This is a genomic window from Streptomyces sp. C36 (genome assembly GCF_040932295.1).
Classification (GTDB): Bacteria; Actinomycetota; Actinomycetes; order Streptomycetales; family Streptomycetaceae; genus Streptomyces; species Streptomyces triculaminicus.
The window spans coordinates 151976-166938 of record NZ_JBFQGI010000005.1 but is presented as its reverse complement, the minus strand read 5'-3'; the positions used below and the strand labels follow the sequence as shown (position 1 = coordinate 166938).

Here is a 14963-nt window from a genome sequence, read left to right as displayed (position 1 = left end):
GCCCGCCCTCTCCATCGATCAGCCCCGCTCATCGAAGCATGAGGAACCGGCCGTTGTTCCCGGACGGGCCGCCGCCGAGGCTGGGTCCATGGAAAAGATCAAGACTTCGGGCGGCGCGCCGGCCGTCGTGGCCCTGGCGGCGGGCACGTTCTCGGTCGTCACCACCGAGATGCTGCCGGTCGGGCTGCTCACACCGATCGGGGAGGACCTCGGCGTCTCCGGGGGCACGGCGGGGCTGACGATGACGGTTCCCGGCCTGGTGGCCGCCGTGGCCGCGCCCGCGGTGACGGCGGCCACCGGCCGGCTGGACCGACGGCCGCTGCTGGTGGGCCTGATGGTCCTGCTGGCGGCGGCCGATCTGCTGTCCGCCCGCGCCCCCGGCATCGAGGTGCTGGTGGGGCTGCGAGTGCTGGTGGGGGTGTGCATCGGGGGCGTGTGGGCCATCGCGGCCGGGCTGGCCCCACGGCTCGTACCGGCGGCGTCCGTGGGGCTCGCGACGTCGGTCGTCTTCAGCGGCATCGCCGTGGCCTCGGTGCTGGGCGTGCCGGCGGGCGCCTTCCTGGGCGCGGTGGGCGGCTGGCGGCTTCCGTTCGCCGTGGTCGGCGTGCTGGCGCTGGCGGTGGCGGCGGCCCTCGCGGTGCTGCTGCCCCCGCTCCCCGCCGAGCGGGCCACGACGGCCGGCGCGATGCGCGCGCTGCTGCTCCGCCCGCCGGTGCGGGCCGGGCTGCTGGCCGTACTCCTGCTGGTGAGCGGGCACTTCGCGGGCTACACGTTCATACGCCCGGCCCTGGAACGGGTTCCGGGTGCCGACGCCGGGGCCGTCGGCACCCTGCTGCTGGCGTACGGGGTGGCGGGGGTGGCGGGCAACTTCCTCGCCGGGGCGGCGGCCGCGCGGCGGCCGCGCCGGGTGCTGCTGGTGCTCTCCTGCGCCCTGGCCGTGGTGATCCCCGCGGTGTCGGCCGCCCCGCGCGGTACGACCCTGGCGGCGGGCGGGCTGCTGGTCGTGTGGGGGCTGGCGTACGGCGGGGTGTCGGTCGGCACGCAGAGCTGGCTGACGGCGGCGGCGCCGCACGCCCGGGAGGCGGCGTCGGCGCTGTTCGTGGCGGTGTTCAACGTGGCCATCGCGCTGGGGGCGCTGCTGGGCGGCCGGGCCGTGGACGCGGTGTCGGTGCCGGCCGCGCTGTGGCTGGGCGGGCTGCTGGCGCTGGGCGCCCTGGTGACGGTCGCGGTGGCCCGGCGTCCCGCGGGCCGGCCCCGGGCCGCCCGGCGTTGTCCGCCCCCGTCCACCCCCGCGTAACCAGCCCTTCCCCGGCCCGCCATGCACGGCCATGAACATGCCACCCATGAGCGACTCGATCATGGCCCGCCGCGCCGCCGCGGCCCTCGTGGCCGTCACCGCCCTGGCCACCGTGGCCGCGGCCGCCCCCGCCGCCGAGGCGGCCGCCCCCGCCGCGGACTCCGCCACCGCGAGGACGAGCGGCACGGCCGGCCTCAAGGGCGTCGACTACGCCGCCTGGCAGCGCGACGTCCAGGCCGTCGTCGACCGGGCGACGCCCTACGTCACCGAGCGCACCGCCGACGCGCGGGGCCGGAAGCAGGCCATCGTCCTCGACATCGACAACAGCTCGCTCGAGACGGACTTCCACTGGACCACGTTCCCCACGCCGGCCATCAAGCCGGTCCTGGAGCTCACCCGGTACGCGCACTCCCGCGGTGTCGCGGTCTTCTTCGTCACCGCCCGCCCCGGCATCCTCGACTCCGTGACGGACTGGAACCTGCGGCAGGTGGGCTACCCCGTCAGCGGCCTGTACGTGCGCCACCTCCCCGACCTCTTCCAGGACGTGAGCACGTACAAGACCGCCAAGCGGGCGGAGATCGAGGCCAAGGGCTACACGATCATCGCCAACATCGGGAACAACTCCACCGACCTGGTGGGCGGGCACGCGGAGCGGACCTTCAAGCTGCCGGACTACGACGGCAAGCTCTCCTGAACCCCCCTCCCCCGCCCGGGCGGGTCAGTGCCGCGCCTTGAACCGCTCGAGCGCGGCGATGCCCAGCGCCGCCAGAGCGATCTGGATGAGCCACTGGATCCAGTCGACGCCCTTGGTGTGGTCCACGTGCAGCGCGTGGGCGATGAGCGCGCCGACGAAGGCCGCCACGATGCCCACGCCGATGGTCGCCAGCACCCCGATGTGCTGGCGGCCCGGCACGAGCAGCCGGCCCAGCAGGCCGATGATCGCGCCGATCACGATCGCACTGATAATTCCTGAGATTCCCATGCCCTCCCCCTTACGACCGATTCCTGCCGATAGATCTGCCCATCTCACGGCGCGCGCATGTCAGACCGACGGGCCGGGCCGGGATGCCTAGACTGGGGCCTTCCCGGGCGTAGGGGCGCCCGCTGGGGACGGGAGATCGACAGTGACGGCAGGCGTCGGGGGCTTCGAGAGTTTCGAAGGGTCTTTCGACGACCCGCGTGACTCCCCCGACCGGTCCGACCCCTCGCCGGAGGTACTGGGCGAGGCGGCCGTCGCGTTCGGACTGCTCGCCTCCGCCGCCCGGCTGCACCTGGTGTGGGCTCTCGCCCAGGGCGAGAGCGACGTGAGCGGCCTGGCCGAGCGGGTGGGCGGCGCCCTGCCCGCGATCAGCCAGCACCTGGCGAAGCTCAAGCTCGCCGGGCTCGTGCGCTCCCGGCGCGAGGGACGCCGGGTGGTCTACCTGGTCGACGACCCCGACGTGGTGACCATCGTGCGGCTCATGGTCGGCCAGCTCGCCGACCGCAGGACGGGCCGCGAGCGGGACACCGCCGCCGCCGGACCCCTCCGCGGCCTGGGCGCCTGAGGACCGTAAGGCCCCCGGAACGGGCGGGGGCGGCTCACCAGCCGCCGCCCCCGAAGTCGCCCCCGCCACCACCGCCGTCGCCGAAGCCGCCGCCTCCGTCCCCCCAGCCACCGCCGCCGAAGTCGTCGGGGTTGTAGTCGGAGCCGGTGTAGTCGCCGCCCTCGGGGCCCGTCTCGTAGGGCGCCCCGTAGGCGGGCCCGGACAGCATGCCGCCGAGCATCGTGCCCACCAGCAGGCCCGGCAGCAGCCCGCCGCCGAAGTAACCGCCCGCCCAGGGCGCGTAGGCGGGCCCGGCGTTCCAGTACGGCTGGGGACCGTACGCCGTCTGCACCTGACGGGACATCGGCTCCTGCCCGTCCGCCAGCCGTGCCGCGTCGGCGGCGCAGGCCGGCACCGTCCGCTGGGCGCCGCCGGGCGGGGCCCACTCCACGTCCTTGACCGACGGCCCGTGCCGGGGGTCGAAGAAGCAGGGGGGCCGGCGTTCGGGCAGCGGGGTGCCGGTGCGCCGGGCGGCGAGGGTGGCCAGGGCGAACCGGCCGTCGTCCAGCGACTCGGTGACCCCTCGCACGTCCTCGGGCCGCGCGGCCGCCGCGATCTTCGCCTTGGCCTCCTCGTAGGAGTCCAGCGCCCGCTCGTAGTCCGCGCGCATCTCGTCCGTGGCGCCGGCCTCGGAGGGCGAGAAGTCCAGCCGGTCGAGCTCCTCGCCGAAGGCCGTGATGTCCTCGTCGACCACGACGCGCAGCGCGTCCAGTTCGGCGCGCTCGCGCTCCTCGCGCCGGCGCCGGGCGCGGCGGTAGACGGCGTACGCGCCCGCGCCGCCGGCCAGCAGGACCGCCCCGCCGGTGATCAGGCCGGTAGCGCCGACGCCCTCGCCCGTATCGCCGCCCCAGGAGCCGGGGGCGTGGCCCCGGGAGATCCGGGCGGCCTGGTCGACGAAGTCGTTGAGCTGGGAGGCGGTGTCGCCGCCGGAGCGCCGGACGGACCCGGCGAGGTTGGCGACGGCGTTGCGGGACATCACCGAGCGGTCGGCGGCCGCGTTGAAGGCGTCGCCGAGGTGGACGGCGTAGACGCCGGCGAGCCCGACCTTGGTGCGCAGGTCCCGCAGGACGGTGGACCGGGGGTATTCGGGGGCCGCGGGCAGCACGGCGACGAAGATCGGCTTGTCCGCGTCCTTGATCTTCTTCGCCAGCGCCTCCGCCTCGGCGGGCGGGAGCTGGGCGGAGGCCGCGGGGTCGACGTAGACGGGGCCCTTGCGCAGGGCCTCGGCGACGGTGTCGAGCCCGGCCGCGGCGGTGGTGGTGCCGGCGCGGGCGGCCGTGGGCGCCGCGGCCGCGGGGCCCGCCGCGGCGGTCACCGGAGCGAGGAGCGCGACGAGGGCGACGGCCAGGGCCAGGACCGGCCTGGGCAGCCCCCGGAGGACGGCGATGGCGGACATGACGGGGCTCCTTGCGTTCACGGCGTACTCTGCACCTACCACGAAAACGGACGATTCAGGCATCGGCGTTCCCGCTCCCCGGCATTTCCTCGGCGCACTCGGCCGCGCTCAGCCGTAGGAGAGGTTGGCGCAGGGGTCGTCGTCCGCCGAGCGGCCCCCGCTCACCACATCCGAGGACACCGTTCCGGGGGGCGCGGGGGTCACCGGCGAGAACGCCGGCGAGGGGACGGCCGAGCCGGCCGGCGGCGACGGCGCCCCAGCGCGTGCCGTGCCGGCCGGCGGCGTGCCGCCCTTGCCCGCGTTCTTGCCGTCGACCGTGCGGTCCGCCCGCAGCGCTGCCCACAGCGCGTCCGCGTCGGGCTGGACGACGGCGACGCGGTTGCCGTCGTAGCGCCAGGGCAGGGTCACGAACTTCATGTCGTGCGGGGCGATGTCCTTGAGCGACATCGCGAACGACAGCATCTTGTCGGCCGAGCCGAGCCCGGGGTCCACGGTCATCGACTTGGTGGCCGCGTCCGCGAGCGGCAGCAGCGTGGTGGGGCTGAAGCCCTGCGACCGGACCTTCCCGACCATCGCGGAGAGGAAGGCCTGCTGCCGCCGTATGCGGCCTATGTCGGAGCCGTCGCCGAGGCCGTGCCGTACGCGGACGTAGTCCAGCGCCTTGCGCCCCGAGACGGTCTGCCGCCCCTTGGCGAAGATCAGGTCGCCGCGCGAGCCGCGATGGGGGTCGAGGTCGCCCTGGTGGACGTCGGCCGGTACGCACACCTCGACGCCGCCCACCGCCGAGGCCATCGCGGCGAAGCCCGCGAAGTCGACGACCACGGTGTGGTCGACGCGCAGCCCGGTGAGTCTCTCGACGGTGTTCTGCGTGCAGGCGGGGTTGCCCTTGGGTGATTCGCCCACGGAGAAGGCGGAGTTGAACATCACGTGCCGCTGCTCCTCGGTCCAACTGCCGTCGGGATTGCGGCAGGGCGGGATGTCCACGAGCGTGTCGCGCGGGATGGAGACCGCGACGGCGTGCTCGCCGTCGCCGTGGATGTGCAGCAGGAAGGCCGTGTCCGACCGGCCGACGTCGCCCTCCCCACCGCCCAGTGAGCGGTTGTCACCGGAGCGCGAGTCCGAGCCGATGACCAGGACGTTCTGTCCGGCGGCGCTCGCCCGGGGCCGGTTCTTGGACAGCCCGTCGGCATCGAAGACGCTGATGTTGCCGTTGAGTTTGAGATAGACCCATCCCGCCCCGGCGGTCAGCAGCACCACGAACGACACCACCACGACGGTGACGACCCGTATGCGCCCGCGCCTGGGTTTCCTCCGGCTGCCCGTCATGTGCGCACCCTCATCCGCTCCCCCGGCCGCTACCCGTCTCCGGGTGAGACGGCTTGCCCGGCAGTTTGGTTGTCCACTTGCGCAATCTAGCAACTATAGGCCGCCGTTACGGCGGCGAGGCGGCCGCCCCGCGCGCGGACAATCCGCCCGGTCCTGTCGACAACATCCGGTGACCCGTACGTCACCTGGACGTCCCCCGCGGTACACCCGCCCCTGGTGAGCTTCTCCCGCCGGGCACCGAAGTCCGGCGCAGCTAGGAGGAATAGACCATGGGTTCTCGTCCGTACCGCCGCCGTCTCGCCTGGGGCGCCGCCGCTCTGCTCGCCGCCGGCGTGGCGGTGCCCGCCGCGGCCTCCGCGTCGGACCAGGGCGGCCAGTCGGACGTCGCGTCGGTTCTGGGCCACGGCTCGGCCTCCAAGAAGGCCAAGAACGTGATCCTGCTCATCGGCGACGGCATGGGCGACTCGGAGATCACGCTGGCCCGCGACTACACCGTGGGCGCGGCCGGCCGCCTCAACATGGACAAGTTCCCGCTGACCGGGGCGTACACCACCTACTCGGTCGACAAGGACGGCAAGCCGGACTACGTCACGGACTCCGCCGCCAGCGGCAGCGGCTGGGCCACCGGCCACAAGACCGTCAACGGCCGGATATCCAAGACGCCCGACACCGACAAGGCGCTCCCCACCATCCTCGAGCTGGCGCAGCGCAAGGGCCTGGCCACCGGCAGCGTCACCACGGCCGAGCTCACCGACGCCACCCCGGCCGTCCTCGCCTCCCACGCCACCGACCGCAGCTGCGCGGGCCCGGCCGACATGAAGGCCTGCCCGAACGACACCGTCGCCAAGGGCGGCCCCGGCTCGATCGCCGAGCAGAGCGTCGACCACAAGGTGGACGTGCTCCTCGGCGGTGGCAAGGCCCGCTTCGACCAGAAGATCACCGAGGGTCGCTACCGCGGCCTGACCGTCACCCAGCAGGCCGAGAAGCTCGGCTACCAGGTCGTGACCGACTCCAAGGGCCTGACCTCGGCCCGGTCCGGCAAGCCCGTCCTCGGCCTCTTCGCCGACGGCAACGTCCCCGTCGAGTGGACCGGCAAGGCCGCCGCCGTCGGCGGCACCGACGCCCAGCGCTGTGTGACGAACAACCCCGAGCGCAAGGCGGGCACCCCCGCCCTCGAGGAGCAGGCGCGCAAGGCGCTGTCGCTCCTGGACACGCCCAAGGCCAAGAAGAATGGTTTCTTCCTGCAGATCGAGGGCGCCTCCATCGACAAGCGCGACCACGCCGCCGACCCCTGCGGCCAGATCGGCGAGACCGCCGCCTTCGACCGCGCGGTCAAGGTCGCCCGCGACTACGCCGCCAAGCACCCCGACACGCTGGTCGTCACCACCGCCGACCACGGCCACACCAGCCAGATCGTGCCGCTCGAGGCCACCCCGCCCGGCCTGTCCTCCACCCTGGTCACCAACGAGGGCCAGAAGCTCAAGGTGAACTACTCCACCAACACCCCGGGCAAGGCCCAGGAGCACACCGGCACCCAGGTCCGCATCGCCGCCCAGGGCCCGCAGGCCCACCGCGTCCTCGGCGTCACCGACCAGACCGAGCTCTTCACCACCCTCCGCACGGCGCTCTCCCTGCGCTGACCCCGCGCGCCGTACGATCATGGGGGTCCGGCCGGCGGCCGGGCCCCCATTCCGCTTACCGCCCTTCGCGGACCCCGGCCGCTGTGGAGACCGGCCACTGAACCCGCCTGAACATTGGCGGATCACATACCCCGTCCGGGCCCTCCAGCGTCAAGACTGTTGCTTCCGCATCACTCGCGCGCAGGAGGAACCGCCGATGTCAGGGTCTCGCGTACTGGCCCTCGGCCACTACCAGCCCGCCAGGGTGCTCACCAACGACGAGCTGGCCACCATGGTGGACACCAGCGACGAATGGATCCGCTCCCGGGTCGGCATCCGCACACGGCGCGTCGCCGCGCCCGACGAAACCGTCGCCTCCATGGCCGCCCAGGCCGCGGCCAAGGCCCTCGCGGGCAGCGGGCTCGCCCCCGCCGACATCGACCTCGTGCTCGTCGCCACCTGCACGGCCGTCGACCGCAGCCCCAACACCGCCGCGCGCGTCGCCGCCGAGCTCGGCCTCGCCGCGCCCGCCGTCATGGACGTCAACGTCGTCTGCGCCGGCTTCACCCACGCCCTGGCCACCGCCGACCACGCCATCCGCGCCGGATCGGCGCGGCACGCCCTGGTCGTCGGCGTGGAGAAGTTCACCGACGTCACCGACTGGACCGACCGCACCACCTGCGTCCTCGTCGGCGACGGTGCCGGCGCGGCCGTGATCGGCGCGTCGGACGAGCCGGAGATCGGCCCGGTCGTCTGGGGCTCGGTGCCCGAGATGGGCCACGCCGTCCGCATCGAGGGCACGCCCTCGCGCTTCGCCCAGGAGGGCCAGTCCGTCTACCGCTGGGCCACCACCCAGCTGCCGCCCATCGCCCGCAGCGTCTGCGAGCGCGCCGGGGTCCGCCCGGAGGACCTGGCGGCGGTCGTCCTGCACCAGGCGAACCTGCGCATCATCGAGCCGGTCGCCCGGAAGCTGGGCGCGGTCAACGCGATCGTCGCAAGCGACGTGACGGAGTCGGGGAACACCTCGGCGGCGAGCATTCCGCTGGCGCTGTCGAAGCTGGTGGCTTCTGGGCGGGTGGAGCCGGGGGCGCCCGTGCTGCTGTTCGGGTTCGGCGGCAACCTGTCTTATGCGGGGCAGGTCATTCGCTGCCCGTAGGCTGTGGCCTTGGCTGTGGCTGTGGCTGTGGCTGAGGCCGGTGGTCGGGGGCGGGGCCGGGGTGGGATGGGCCGGGCCCTTACGGGACTGGATTATTTACGGCCCGGAACCCTCTACGGGGTTGGTTGGCCCGTACTTGGGCCGCAAATAACCCTTACGTCCCTCTCAGGGCCCGGCCCATCCCACCCCGGCCCCTCCGGCCGGTCGTCGGGCCCAGGCCCCGCTGGCTGCTGGTCGGGCCCAGGCCCCGCCGGTCGCTGGTCGGGTCCCGGCCCCGCCGACTGCTGGTCGGGCCCCGGCCCCGAAAAGCCTCTGGCCGGGCCCCGTCCCCAAAAAGCCTCTGGTCGGGAGGCCTCTGGTCTGGCCCCGTCCTTCTTAGAAGACGGACCAGCCTGTCAGGGTCGTGAAGTGGTCCAGGGCCGCCACGCCGGCCACGGAGTTGCCGCGGGCGTCCAGGCCGGGGCTCCAGACGCACAGCGTGCAGCGTCCCGGTATCACCGCGATGATGCCGCCGCCGACGCCGCTCTTGCCCGGCAGGCCCACGCGGTAGGCGAAGTCGCCGGCGGCGTCGTACGTGCCGCAGGTCAGCATCACGGCGTTGATCTGCTTGGCCTCGCGGCGGGGCAGCAGCCGGCTGCCGTCCGCCCGCAGGCCGTGCCGGGCCAGGAAGCCGGCCGCCAGGGCGAGGTCGCGGCAGCTCATCTCGATGGAGCACTGCCAGAAGTAGTGCTCGAGCACCGTCGGCACGGGGTTGTCGAGGTTGCCGTAGCTGGCCATGAAGTGGGCCAGCGCGGCGTTGCGGTCGCCGTGCTCGGACTCGGACTTGGCGACGGCCGGATCGAAGGAGAGCTCCGGGTTCCCGCTCTCGGCCCGCAGGAACTCCAGCATCGTCGTGCTGGCGTCGCCCGTCAGCGTCTGCAGCCGGTCGGTGACGACCAGCGCGCCGGCGTTGATGAACGGGTTGCGCGGGATGCCCTGCTCGTACTCGAGCTGCACCAGGGAGTTGAAGGGGTTGCCGGAGGGTTCCGTGCCCACCCGCTCCCAGATCTTGTCGCCGCCCTCGGCCAGGACCAGGGCCAGACCGAAGGCCTTGGAGATGGACTGGACGGAGAAGGGCCGCTCCCAGGCGCCCACGCCGTGGATCCCGCCGTCGACGTCCACGACGGCCATCCCGAACTGCGCGATGTCCACCTCGGCGAGGGCCGGAATGTAGTCGGCGACCTGGCCGCGGCCGACCAGCGGCCGCGCGAACGCGGCGACCTCTTCGAGTACGGCCTGGTAGTCCACTGCAGTGCTGCGCTTTCCTAGCTTCGTTGCTGGCCGGGCAAGAGTACAAAATGGACCGTGTGACCAGCGACAATCCCCCCGGTACGGCGGACACCGCCGCGTTGCGGCCGCTGCTGCCGTCGCCCCTCGTCGAGGTGACGGACGAGCGCTTCGCCCGGCGCGGGCTGCGGCTGTTGCTCAAGCGGGACGACCTCATACATCCCGACCTGCCGGGCAACAAGTGGCGCAAGCTGGAGCCGAACCTGCGGGAGGCCGCCGCCGCGGGCAGCCGCACCCTGCTGACCTTCGGCGGGGCGTACTCCAACCACCTCCGCGCGACGGCCGCGGCCGGGCGGCTGCTGGGATTCGAGACGATCGGCGTCGTGCGCGGCGACGAGCTGGCGGACCGCCCCCTGAACCCGTCGTTGGCGCGGTGCGCGGCGGACGGCATGCGACTGCGCTTCGTCACCCGCTCGCTGTACCGCCGCAAGAACGAGCCGGACGTGCTGGCCTCCCTGGCCCCGCCGGGCTGCTTCGTCGTGCCCGAGGGGGGCAGCAACGCGGCCGCAGCTCGCGGCTGCGCGGAGCTGGGACGCGAGCTGCGGGGCGTGGCGGACGTGGTGGGCGTGGCCTGCGGTACGGGCGGGACGCTGGCCGGCCTGGCGGCCGGGCTGGGCGGAGACCAGCGGGCCATCGGCTTCCCGGTTCTCAAGGGCGGCTTCCTGGAAGCGGAAGTACAGCACCTGCAAGAGGCGGCATTCGGAGGACGCCGGGGCGCATGGACGCTGGAGGACCGCTTCCACTTCGGCGGCTACGCGAAGCGCACCCCGGAGCTGGACGCGTTCGCGGAGGACTTCGCGGCACGGCACGGGCTGCCGCTCGAGCCCCTGTACGTGGCGAAGATGCTGTACGGGCTGACGACGCTGGCCGAGGAGGGCGCGTTCCCCGCCGGCACCACGGTGGCCGCCGTGATCACGGGAGGGGCCGGGGTGGGATGGGCCGGGCCCTGAGAGGGACGTCAGGGTTATTTGCGGCCCGAGTACGGGCCAACCATCTCCGGGGGACGGCTCCGGGCCGTAAATAATCCAGTCCCGTAAGGGCCCGGCCCATCCCGCCCCGGCCCCGCCCCGACAACCGGCCTCAGCCACAGCCACCCGCCCCCGACAACCGGCCTCAGCCACCACCACCCGCCCCCTCCTCCCGGTACGCCGCCGCCTCCTCCAGGTCCAGCCTCCGCAGGAGCGTGCGCAGCATCTCGTCGTCGATGCGGCGCGCGTCGCGCAGCGCGACGAACACCGCCCGCTCCGCGCCGATCACCTCGCGCGACAGCCGGCGGTAGGTGTCGTCCACCGACTCGCCGGTCCGTTCGTCGACGGCGCCCAGCCGTTCCCACACCGCGTTGCGCCGCCGTTCGAGCACCGCCCGCAGCCGCTCGGCGAGCGGTTCGGGCAGCGTGTTGTGCTCGTCGGCCAGCAGTTCCTCCAGGCGGGCCTCGGCGGCCGAGGACGCCTCGCTCTGGGCCTGGGCCTCCGCGAGCGTGACCTCTCCCGGCTCGCGTCGGGGCAGCCGCAGGCGTCGGATCAGCGGCGGCAGGGTGAGCCCCTGGACCACCAGCGTCCCGATCACGGTGGTGAACGTCAGGAACAGGATCAGGTTCCGGGCGGGGAACGGGGAGCCGTCGTGCGTGGTCTGCGGGATCGAGAACGCGATGGCCAGCGAGACGACGCCGCGCATCCCGGCCCAGCCCACCACCACCGGCGCCTTCCAGGTGGTGTCGGGCTCGCGTTCCCGGATGCGGGGGGACAGCAGGCGGGGCAGGAACGTGGCCGGGAAGACCCAGAGGTAGCGGACGGCGACCACGGCGACGAAGACGACCACCGCGTAGCCGGCCGCCGTGCCCATCCCGTACGCGTCCAGTCCCTTCAGGACCACCGGCAGCTGCAGCCCGATCAGCGCGAACACGGTGGACTCCAGGACGAAGGCCACCATCCGCCACACCGCGGCCTCCTGCAGCCGGGTGGCGAAGTCGACCTGCCAGGACCGGTGCCCCAGGTAGAGGGCGACCACCACCACGGCGAGCACGCCCGACGCCTTGACCTCCTCGGCGGCCGCGTAGGCGACGAAGGGGATGAGCAGGGAGAGCGTGTTCTGCAACAGCGGCTCGCGCAGGTGTTTGCGCAGCCAGTGGATCGGCACCATGAGGATCAGGCCGACCCCGATGCCGCCGGCCGCGGCGATCACGAACTCCCGTACGCCCTCCGCCCACCCCACGCCCTCCCCCACGGCGGCCGCCACGGCGACCCGGTAGGCGGTGATGGCGGTGGCGTCGTTCACCAGGGACTCGCCCTGCAGGATGGTGGTGATCCGGGAGGGCAGGCCGAGCCGCCGGGCGATGGCGGTGGCGGCCACCGCGTCGGGCGGTGCGACCACCGCACCGAGCACGAGCGCGGCGGTGGGCGGCAGGCCCGGAACGGCGTGCGAGGCGACGTATCCGACGGCGAGCGTCGCGAACAGCACGTAGCCGACGGACAGGAGGGCCACGGGCCGCCAGTTCGCCCGCAGGTCGAGGTAGGAGCTGTCGAGCGCGGCCGTGTGCAGCAGCGGGGGCAGGAGGAGGGGCAGCACGATGGAGGGGTCGAGCGCGTACGACGGCACCCCCGGCACGTACGACGCCAGGAGCCCGGCGGCGACGAGCAGCAGCGGCGCGGGCACGGGCGTGCGGCGGGCGGCCCCCGCCACGGCGGCGGAGACCGCCACGAGCATCAGCAAGGGCATGACGTCCATCGGTCCCCTCCGGGTCGGCGCTAGCAGGTCGGCGTTCGGGTGACGCTCTAACCTGGCCATCATGATCGACTGCTCGCACCTCGCGGCGCTGCCGCGCCCCGAACCCCGGCCGCTGACCCCCACCTGCCCGGAGTGCGAGGCGCGCGGCAGCAATCCCGTACAACTGCGGCTGTGTCTGGAGTGCGGGCACGTCGGCTGCTGCGACTCCTCGGCGTACCGCCACGCCACGGCCCACTTCGAGGAGACGGGCCACGCGGTGATGCGCAGCTTCGAGCCGGGCCAGAGCTGGCGCTGGTGCTATGTGGACCGGCACATCGTGTGAGAGCGCGCCGTCGCGGCCCCCGGGCCTGTCGGTGCGGCCCGCTAGCATGCACGCATGATCCGAGCCGCGACGCAGGACGACGTCCCCCTCCTCCACGCGATGATCCGCGAACTGGCCGAGTACGAACGGGCGCTGGACGAGGCCCGGGCCACCGAGGAACAGCTGCGCGAGGCCCTGTTCGGAGAACACCCCGCGGTCTTCGCGTTGATAGCGGAGAGTGACGAATTCTCGGGTCCGGAAGATCGTTCGGGCGGCGAGCCGGTCGGCTTCGCGCTCTGGTTCCGCAACTTCTCGACGTGGACGGGCACGCACGGTGTCTATCTCGAGGACGTCTACGTCCGCCCGCACGCCCGCGGCGGCGGCCACGGCAGGGCGCTCCTGGCGGAGCTGGCGCGCATCTGCGTCGACCGCGGCTACGGACGTTTCGAGTGGTCAGTGCTGGACTGGAACGCACCCTCGATCGCGTTCTACAAGTCCCTCGGCGCCGAGCCGATGGACGAGTGGACGGTTCAGCGGTTGTCCGGCGATTCGCTCCGGGCTCTTGCCGCGCTCGCGCACAGTGACGAAAATCCCAACAGGGCGACTGCTCTTTCGAATTGAGACCGCAGACCCCTAGCCACTGTCCGTGCTCATGGGTTTACCATGAGTGACAGTCGCGGGGCTGCGGCGCGGAACCGCGGATCGCGATAGCGTCTTCGCCGGACCATGTGCCGCGCCGGACCGTGCCACCCTTCACCGGAAGGCGGCGGACCGACGCTCCTCAACAGCTCAAGAAGCTTGTGCCACCTTGGAGGTGAGGGTGTCCCCAATCGCAGGCGAGCCTGGGACGACCCAGGACTTCGTGGAAGTCCGGCTGCCCGCTGCGGGTGCCTACCTGTCGGTGCTGCGGACGGCGACAGCCGGCCTCGCGGCCCGCTTGGACTTCACCCTCGACGAGATCGAGGACTTGCGCATCGCCGTCGACGAGGCGTGCGCGATCCTGCTGCAACAGGCCGTGCCCGGTTCCGTGCTCAGCTGCGTCTTCCGGCTGGTCGGCGACGCGCTGCGGGTGACCGTCTCCGCGCCCACCACGGACGGCCGCGCGCCCGAGCGCGACACCTTCGCCTGGACGGTGCTCTCCGCCCTGGCCGGTGAGGTCGACTCCACGGTCGCCGAGGACCGGACGGTCAGCATCAGCCTGCACAAGAAGCGCGGCGCCGGCCCCGGGCAGCCGTGACGGAAGAGGGGGCTCCGTGAGTACTGCGTCATCGCGGGGAGTGCGTACCCCGGCCATCCCGCAGCAGCCTGCCCGGCCGCACCCGGAGGAACTCGAGCCGGACCGCACGGGTCCGGAGCCGGGCCAGGCGGGCGACCCACCAGAGCGGGCGGACCACATGGATCAGCACCAGCGCCAGCACCAGCAGCGGCCTCAGCATCCCGATCCGCACGACCGCAGCGGTGCCCGGGCCCTGTTCATCGAGCTGCGGACGCTGCCGGACGGCTCGCCGGAGCGGGCCGAGCTGCGCAACCACCTGGTGCGGATGCACCTGCCCCTGGTGGAGCACCTGGCGCGGCGCTTCCGCAACCGCGGTGAGCCGCTCGACGACCTCACCCAGGTCGCCACGATCGGCCTGATCAAGTCCGTCGACCGCTTCGACCCGGACCGCGGGGTGGAGTTCTCCACGTACGCGACGCCCACGGTCGTCGGCGAGATCAAGCGGCACTTCCGCGACAAGGGCTGGGCGGTGCGGGTGCCGCGTCGGCTGCAGGAGCTGCGCCTGGCGCTGACCACGGCCACGGCCGAGCTGTCGCAGCGGCACGGCCGCGCCCCGACGGTCCACGAGCTGGCCGAGCACCTGGGCATCTCGGAGGAGGAGGTGCTGGAGGGCCTGGAGTCCGCCAACGCCTACAGCACGCTCTCGCTGGACGTGCCCGACACCGACGACGAGTCGCCGGCGGTCGCCGACACCCTGGGCGCGGAGGACGAGGCGCTGGAGGGCGTGGAGTACCGCGAGTCCCTCAAGCCGCTGCTGGAGGATCTGCCGCCGCGCGAGAAGAAGATCCTGCTGCTGCGGTTCTTCGGCAACATGACCCAGTCGCAGATCGCCCAGGAGGTGGGCATCTCGCAGATGCACGTCTCGAGGCTGCTGGCGCGCACGCTCGCCCAGCTGAGGGACCGGCTGCTGATCGAGGAGTAGCGGCAGGGCCCGGCGTGTCACGGCCCGCGCGAGCCGC

General features: G+C 73.2%; 15 protein-coding genes. 10 read left to right on the top strand and 5 right to left on the bottom strand.

Annotation, left to right across the window (positions count from 1 at the left end; translation table 11 throughout):
- Window positions 1-88: 88 nt before the first annotated feature.
- Together AB4K12_RS17145 and AB4K12_RS17140 are read left to right on the top strand one after the other, a co-directional pair.
- The gene (locus AB4K12_RS17145) at window positions 89-1297 is read left to right on the top strand and encodes an MFS transporter (protein ID WP_368434998.1); all 1209 of its coding nucleotides are present in this window, start codon (window positions 89-91) and stop codon (window positions 1295-1297) included.
- Window positions 1298-1343: 46 nt separating this feature from the next.
- Entirely contained in the window at window positions 1344-1991 is a 648-nt protein-coding gene (locus tag AB4K12_RS17140) for an HAD family acid phosphatase (protein WP_368434997.1), read from the top strand.
- Between the two features lie 24 nt (window positions 1992-2015).
- Here AB4K12_RS17140 and AB4K12_RS17135 read toward each other — a convergent pair whose 3' ends face one another.
- Window positions 2016-2279 carry a GlsB/YeaQ/YmgE family stress response membrane protein gene (locus tag AB4K12_RS17135; protein ID WP_207247938.1) on the bottom strand — a complete coding sequence of 88 codons (264 nt, stop codon included), beginning with the start codon at window positions 2277-2279 and terminating at the stop codon, window positions 2016-2018.
- Between the two features lie 235 nt (window positions 2280-2514).
- Here AB4K12_RS17135 and AB4K12_RS17130 point away from each other — a divergent pair, with 235 nt between their 5' ends.
- Window positions 2515-2841 (top strand): ArsR/SmtB family transcription factor, encoded by a 327-nt coding sequence (locus AB4K12_RS17130; protein ID WP_368435273.1) that lies wholly within the window; start codon window positions 2515-2517, stop codon window positions 2839-2841.
- A gap of 34 nt (window positions 2842-2875) precedes the next feature.
- Here AB4K12_RS17130 and AB4K12_RS17125 read toward each other — a convergent pair whose 3' ends face one another.
- Window positions 2876-4276: a hypothetical protein gene (locus tag AB4K12_RS17125; protein WP_368434996.1), complete on the bottom strand. Its 1401-nt coding sequence runs from the start codon at window positions 4274-4276 to the stop codon at window positions 2876-2878.
- Between the two features lie 108 nt (window positions 4277-4384).
- A complete protein-coding gene (locus tag AB4K12_RS17120; protein ID WP_368434995.1) occupies window positions 4385-5602 on the bottom strand; it encodes an LCP family protein in 1218 nt (405 codons plus the stop codon).
- Window positions 5603-5871: 269 nt separating this feature from the next.
- Between AB4K12_RS17120 and AB4K12_RS17115 the strand changes: the two genes are divergently transcribed.
- On the top strand, window positions 5872-7242 hold the full coding sequence (locus tag AB4K12_RS17115; protein ID WP_368434994.1) for an alkaline phosphatase: 1371 nt from the start codon (window positions 5872-5874) through the stop codon (window positions 7240-7242).
- A 196-nt stretch (window positions 7243-7438) separates the two neighbouring features.
- Window positions 7439-8377: a beta-ketoacyl-ACP synthase III gene (locus AB4K12_RS17110; protein ID WP_207247936.1), complete on the top strand. Its 939-nt coding sequence runs from the start codon at window positions 7439-7441 to the stop codon at window positions 8375-8377.
- A gap of 375 nt (window positions 8378-8752) precedes the next feature.
- Here the strand turns inward: AB4K12_RS17110 and AB4K12_RS17105 are convergent, their stop codons facing one another.
- Complete coding sequence (locus tag AB4K12_RS17105; protein WP_368434993.1) at window positions 8753-9664, bottom strand: glutaminase; 912 nt, start codon at window positions 9662-9664, stop codon at window positions 8753-8755.
- A 50-nt stretch (window positions 9665-9714) separates the two neighbouring features.
- Between AB4K12_RS17105 and AB4K12_RS17100 the strand changes: the two genes are divergently transcribed.
- Window positions 9715-10653, top strand: coding sequence for a 1-aminocyclopropane-1-carboxylate deaminase/D-cysteine desulfhydrase (locus tag AB4K12_RS17100; protein ID WP_368434992.1), 939 nt, complete (start codon window positions 9715-9717; stop codon window positions 10651-10653).
- Between the two features lie 163 nt (window positions 10654-10816).
- Here AB4K12_RS17100 and AB4K12_RS17095 read toward each other — a convergent pair whose 3' ends face one another.
- Window positions 10817-12427, bottom strand: a complete 1611-nt coding sequence (locus AB4K12_RS17095; protein WP_368434991.1) for a Na+/H+ antiporter — start codon at window positions 12425-12427, stop codon at window positions 10817-10819.
- 61 nt (window positions 12428-12488) lie between these two features.
- Here AB4K12_RS17095 and AB4K12_RS17090 point away from each other — a divergent pair, with 61 nt between their 5' ends.
- The 4 genes from AB4K12_RS17090 (at window position 12489) to AB4K12_RS17075 (ending at window position 14926) form a co-directional block, all read left to right on the top strand.
- Window positions 12489-12749, top strand: coding sequence for a UBP-type zinc finger domain-containing protein (locus tag AB4K12_RS17090; protein ID WP_368434990.1), 261 nt, complete (start codon window positions 12489-12491; stop codon window positions 12747-12749).
- A 54-nt stretch (window positions 12750-12803) separates the two neighbouring features.
- Window positions 12804-13349, top strand: a complete 546-nt coding sequence (locus AB4K12_RS17085; RefSeq protein ID WP_368434989.1) for an N-acetyltransferase family protein — start codon at window positions 12804-12806, stop codon at window positions 13347-13349.
- Window positions 13350-13548: 199 nt separating this feature from the next.
- Window positions 13549-13965: an anti-sigma regulatory factor gene (locus tag AB4K12_RS17080; RefSeq protein WP_126915983.1), complete on the top strand. Its 417-nt coding sequence runs from the start codon at window positions 13549-13551 to the stop codon at window positions 13963-13965.
- 16 nt (window positions 13966-13981) lie between these two features.
- The gene (locus AB4K12_RS17075) at window positions 13982-14926 is read left to right on the top strand and encodes an RNA polymerase sigma factor SigF (RefSeq protein ID WP_368434988.1); all 945 of its coding nucleotides are present in this window, start codon (window positions 13982-13984) and stop codon (window positions 14924-14926) included.
- Window positions 14927-14963: the final 37 nt, after the last annotated feature.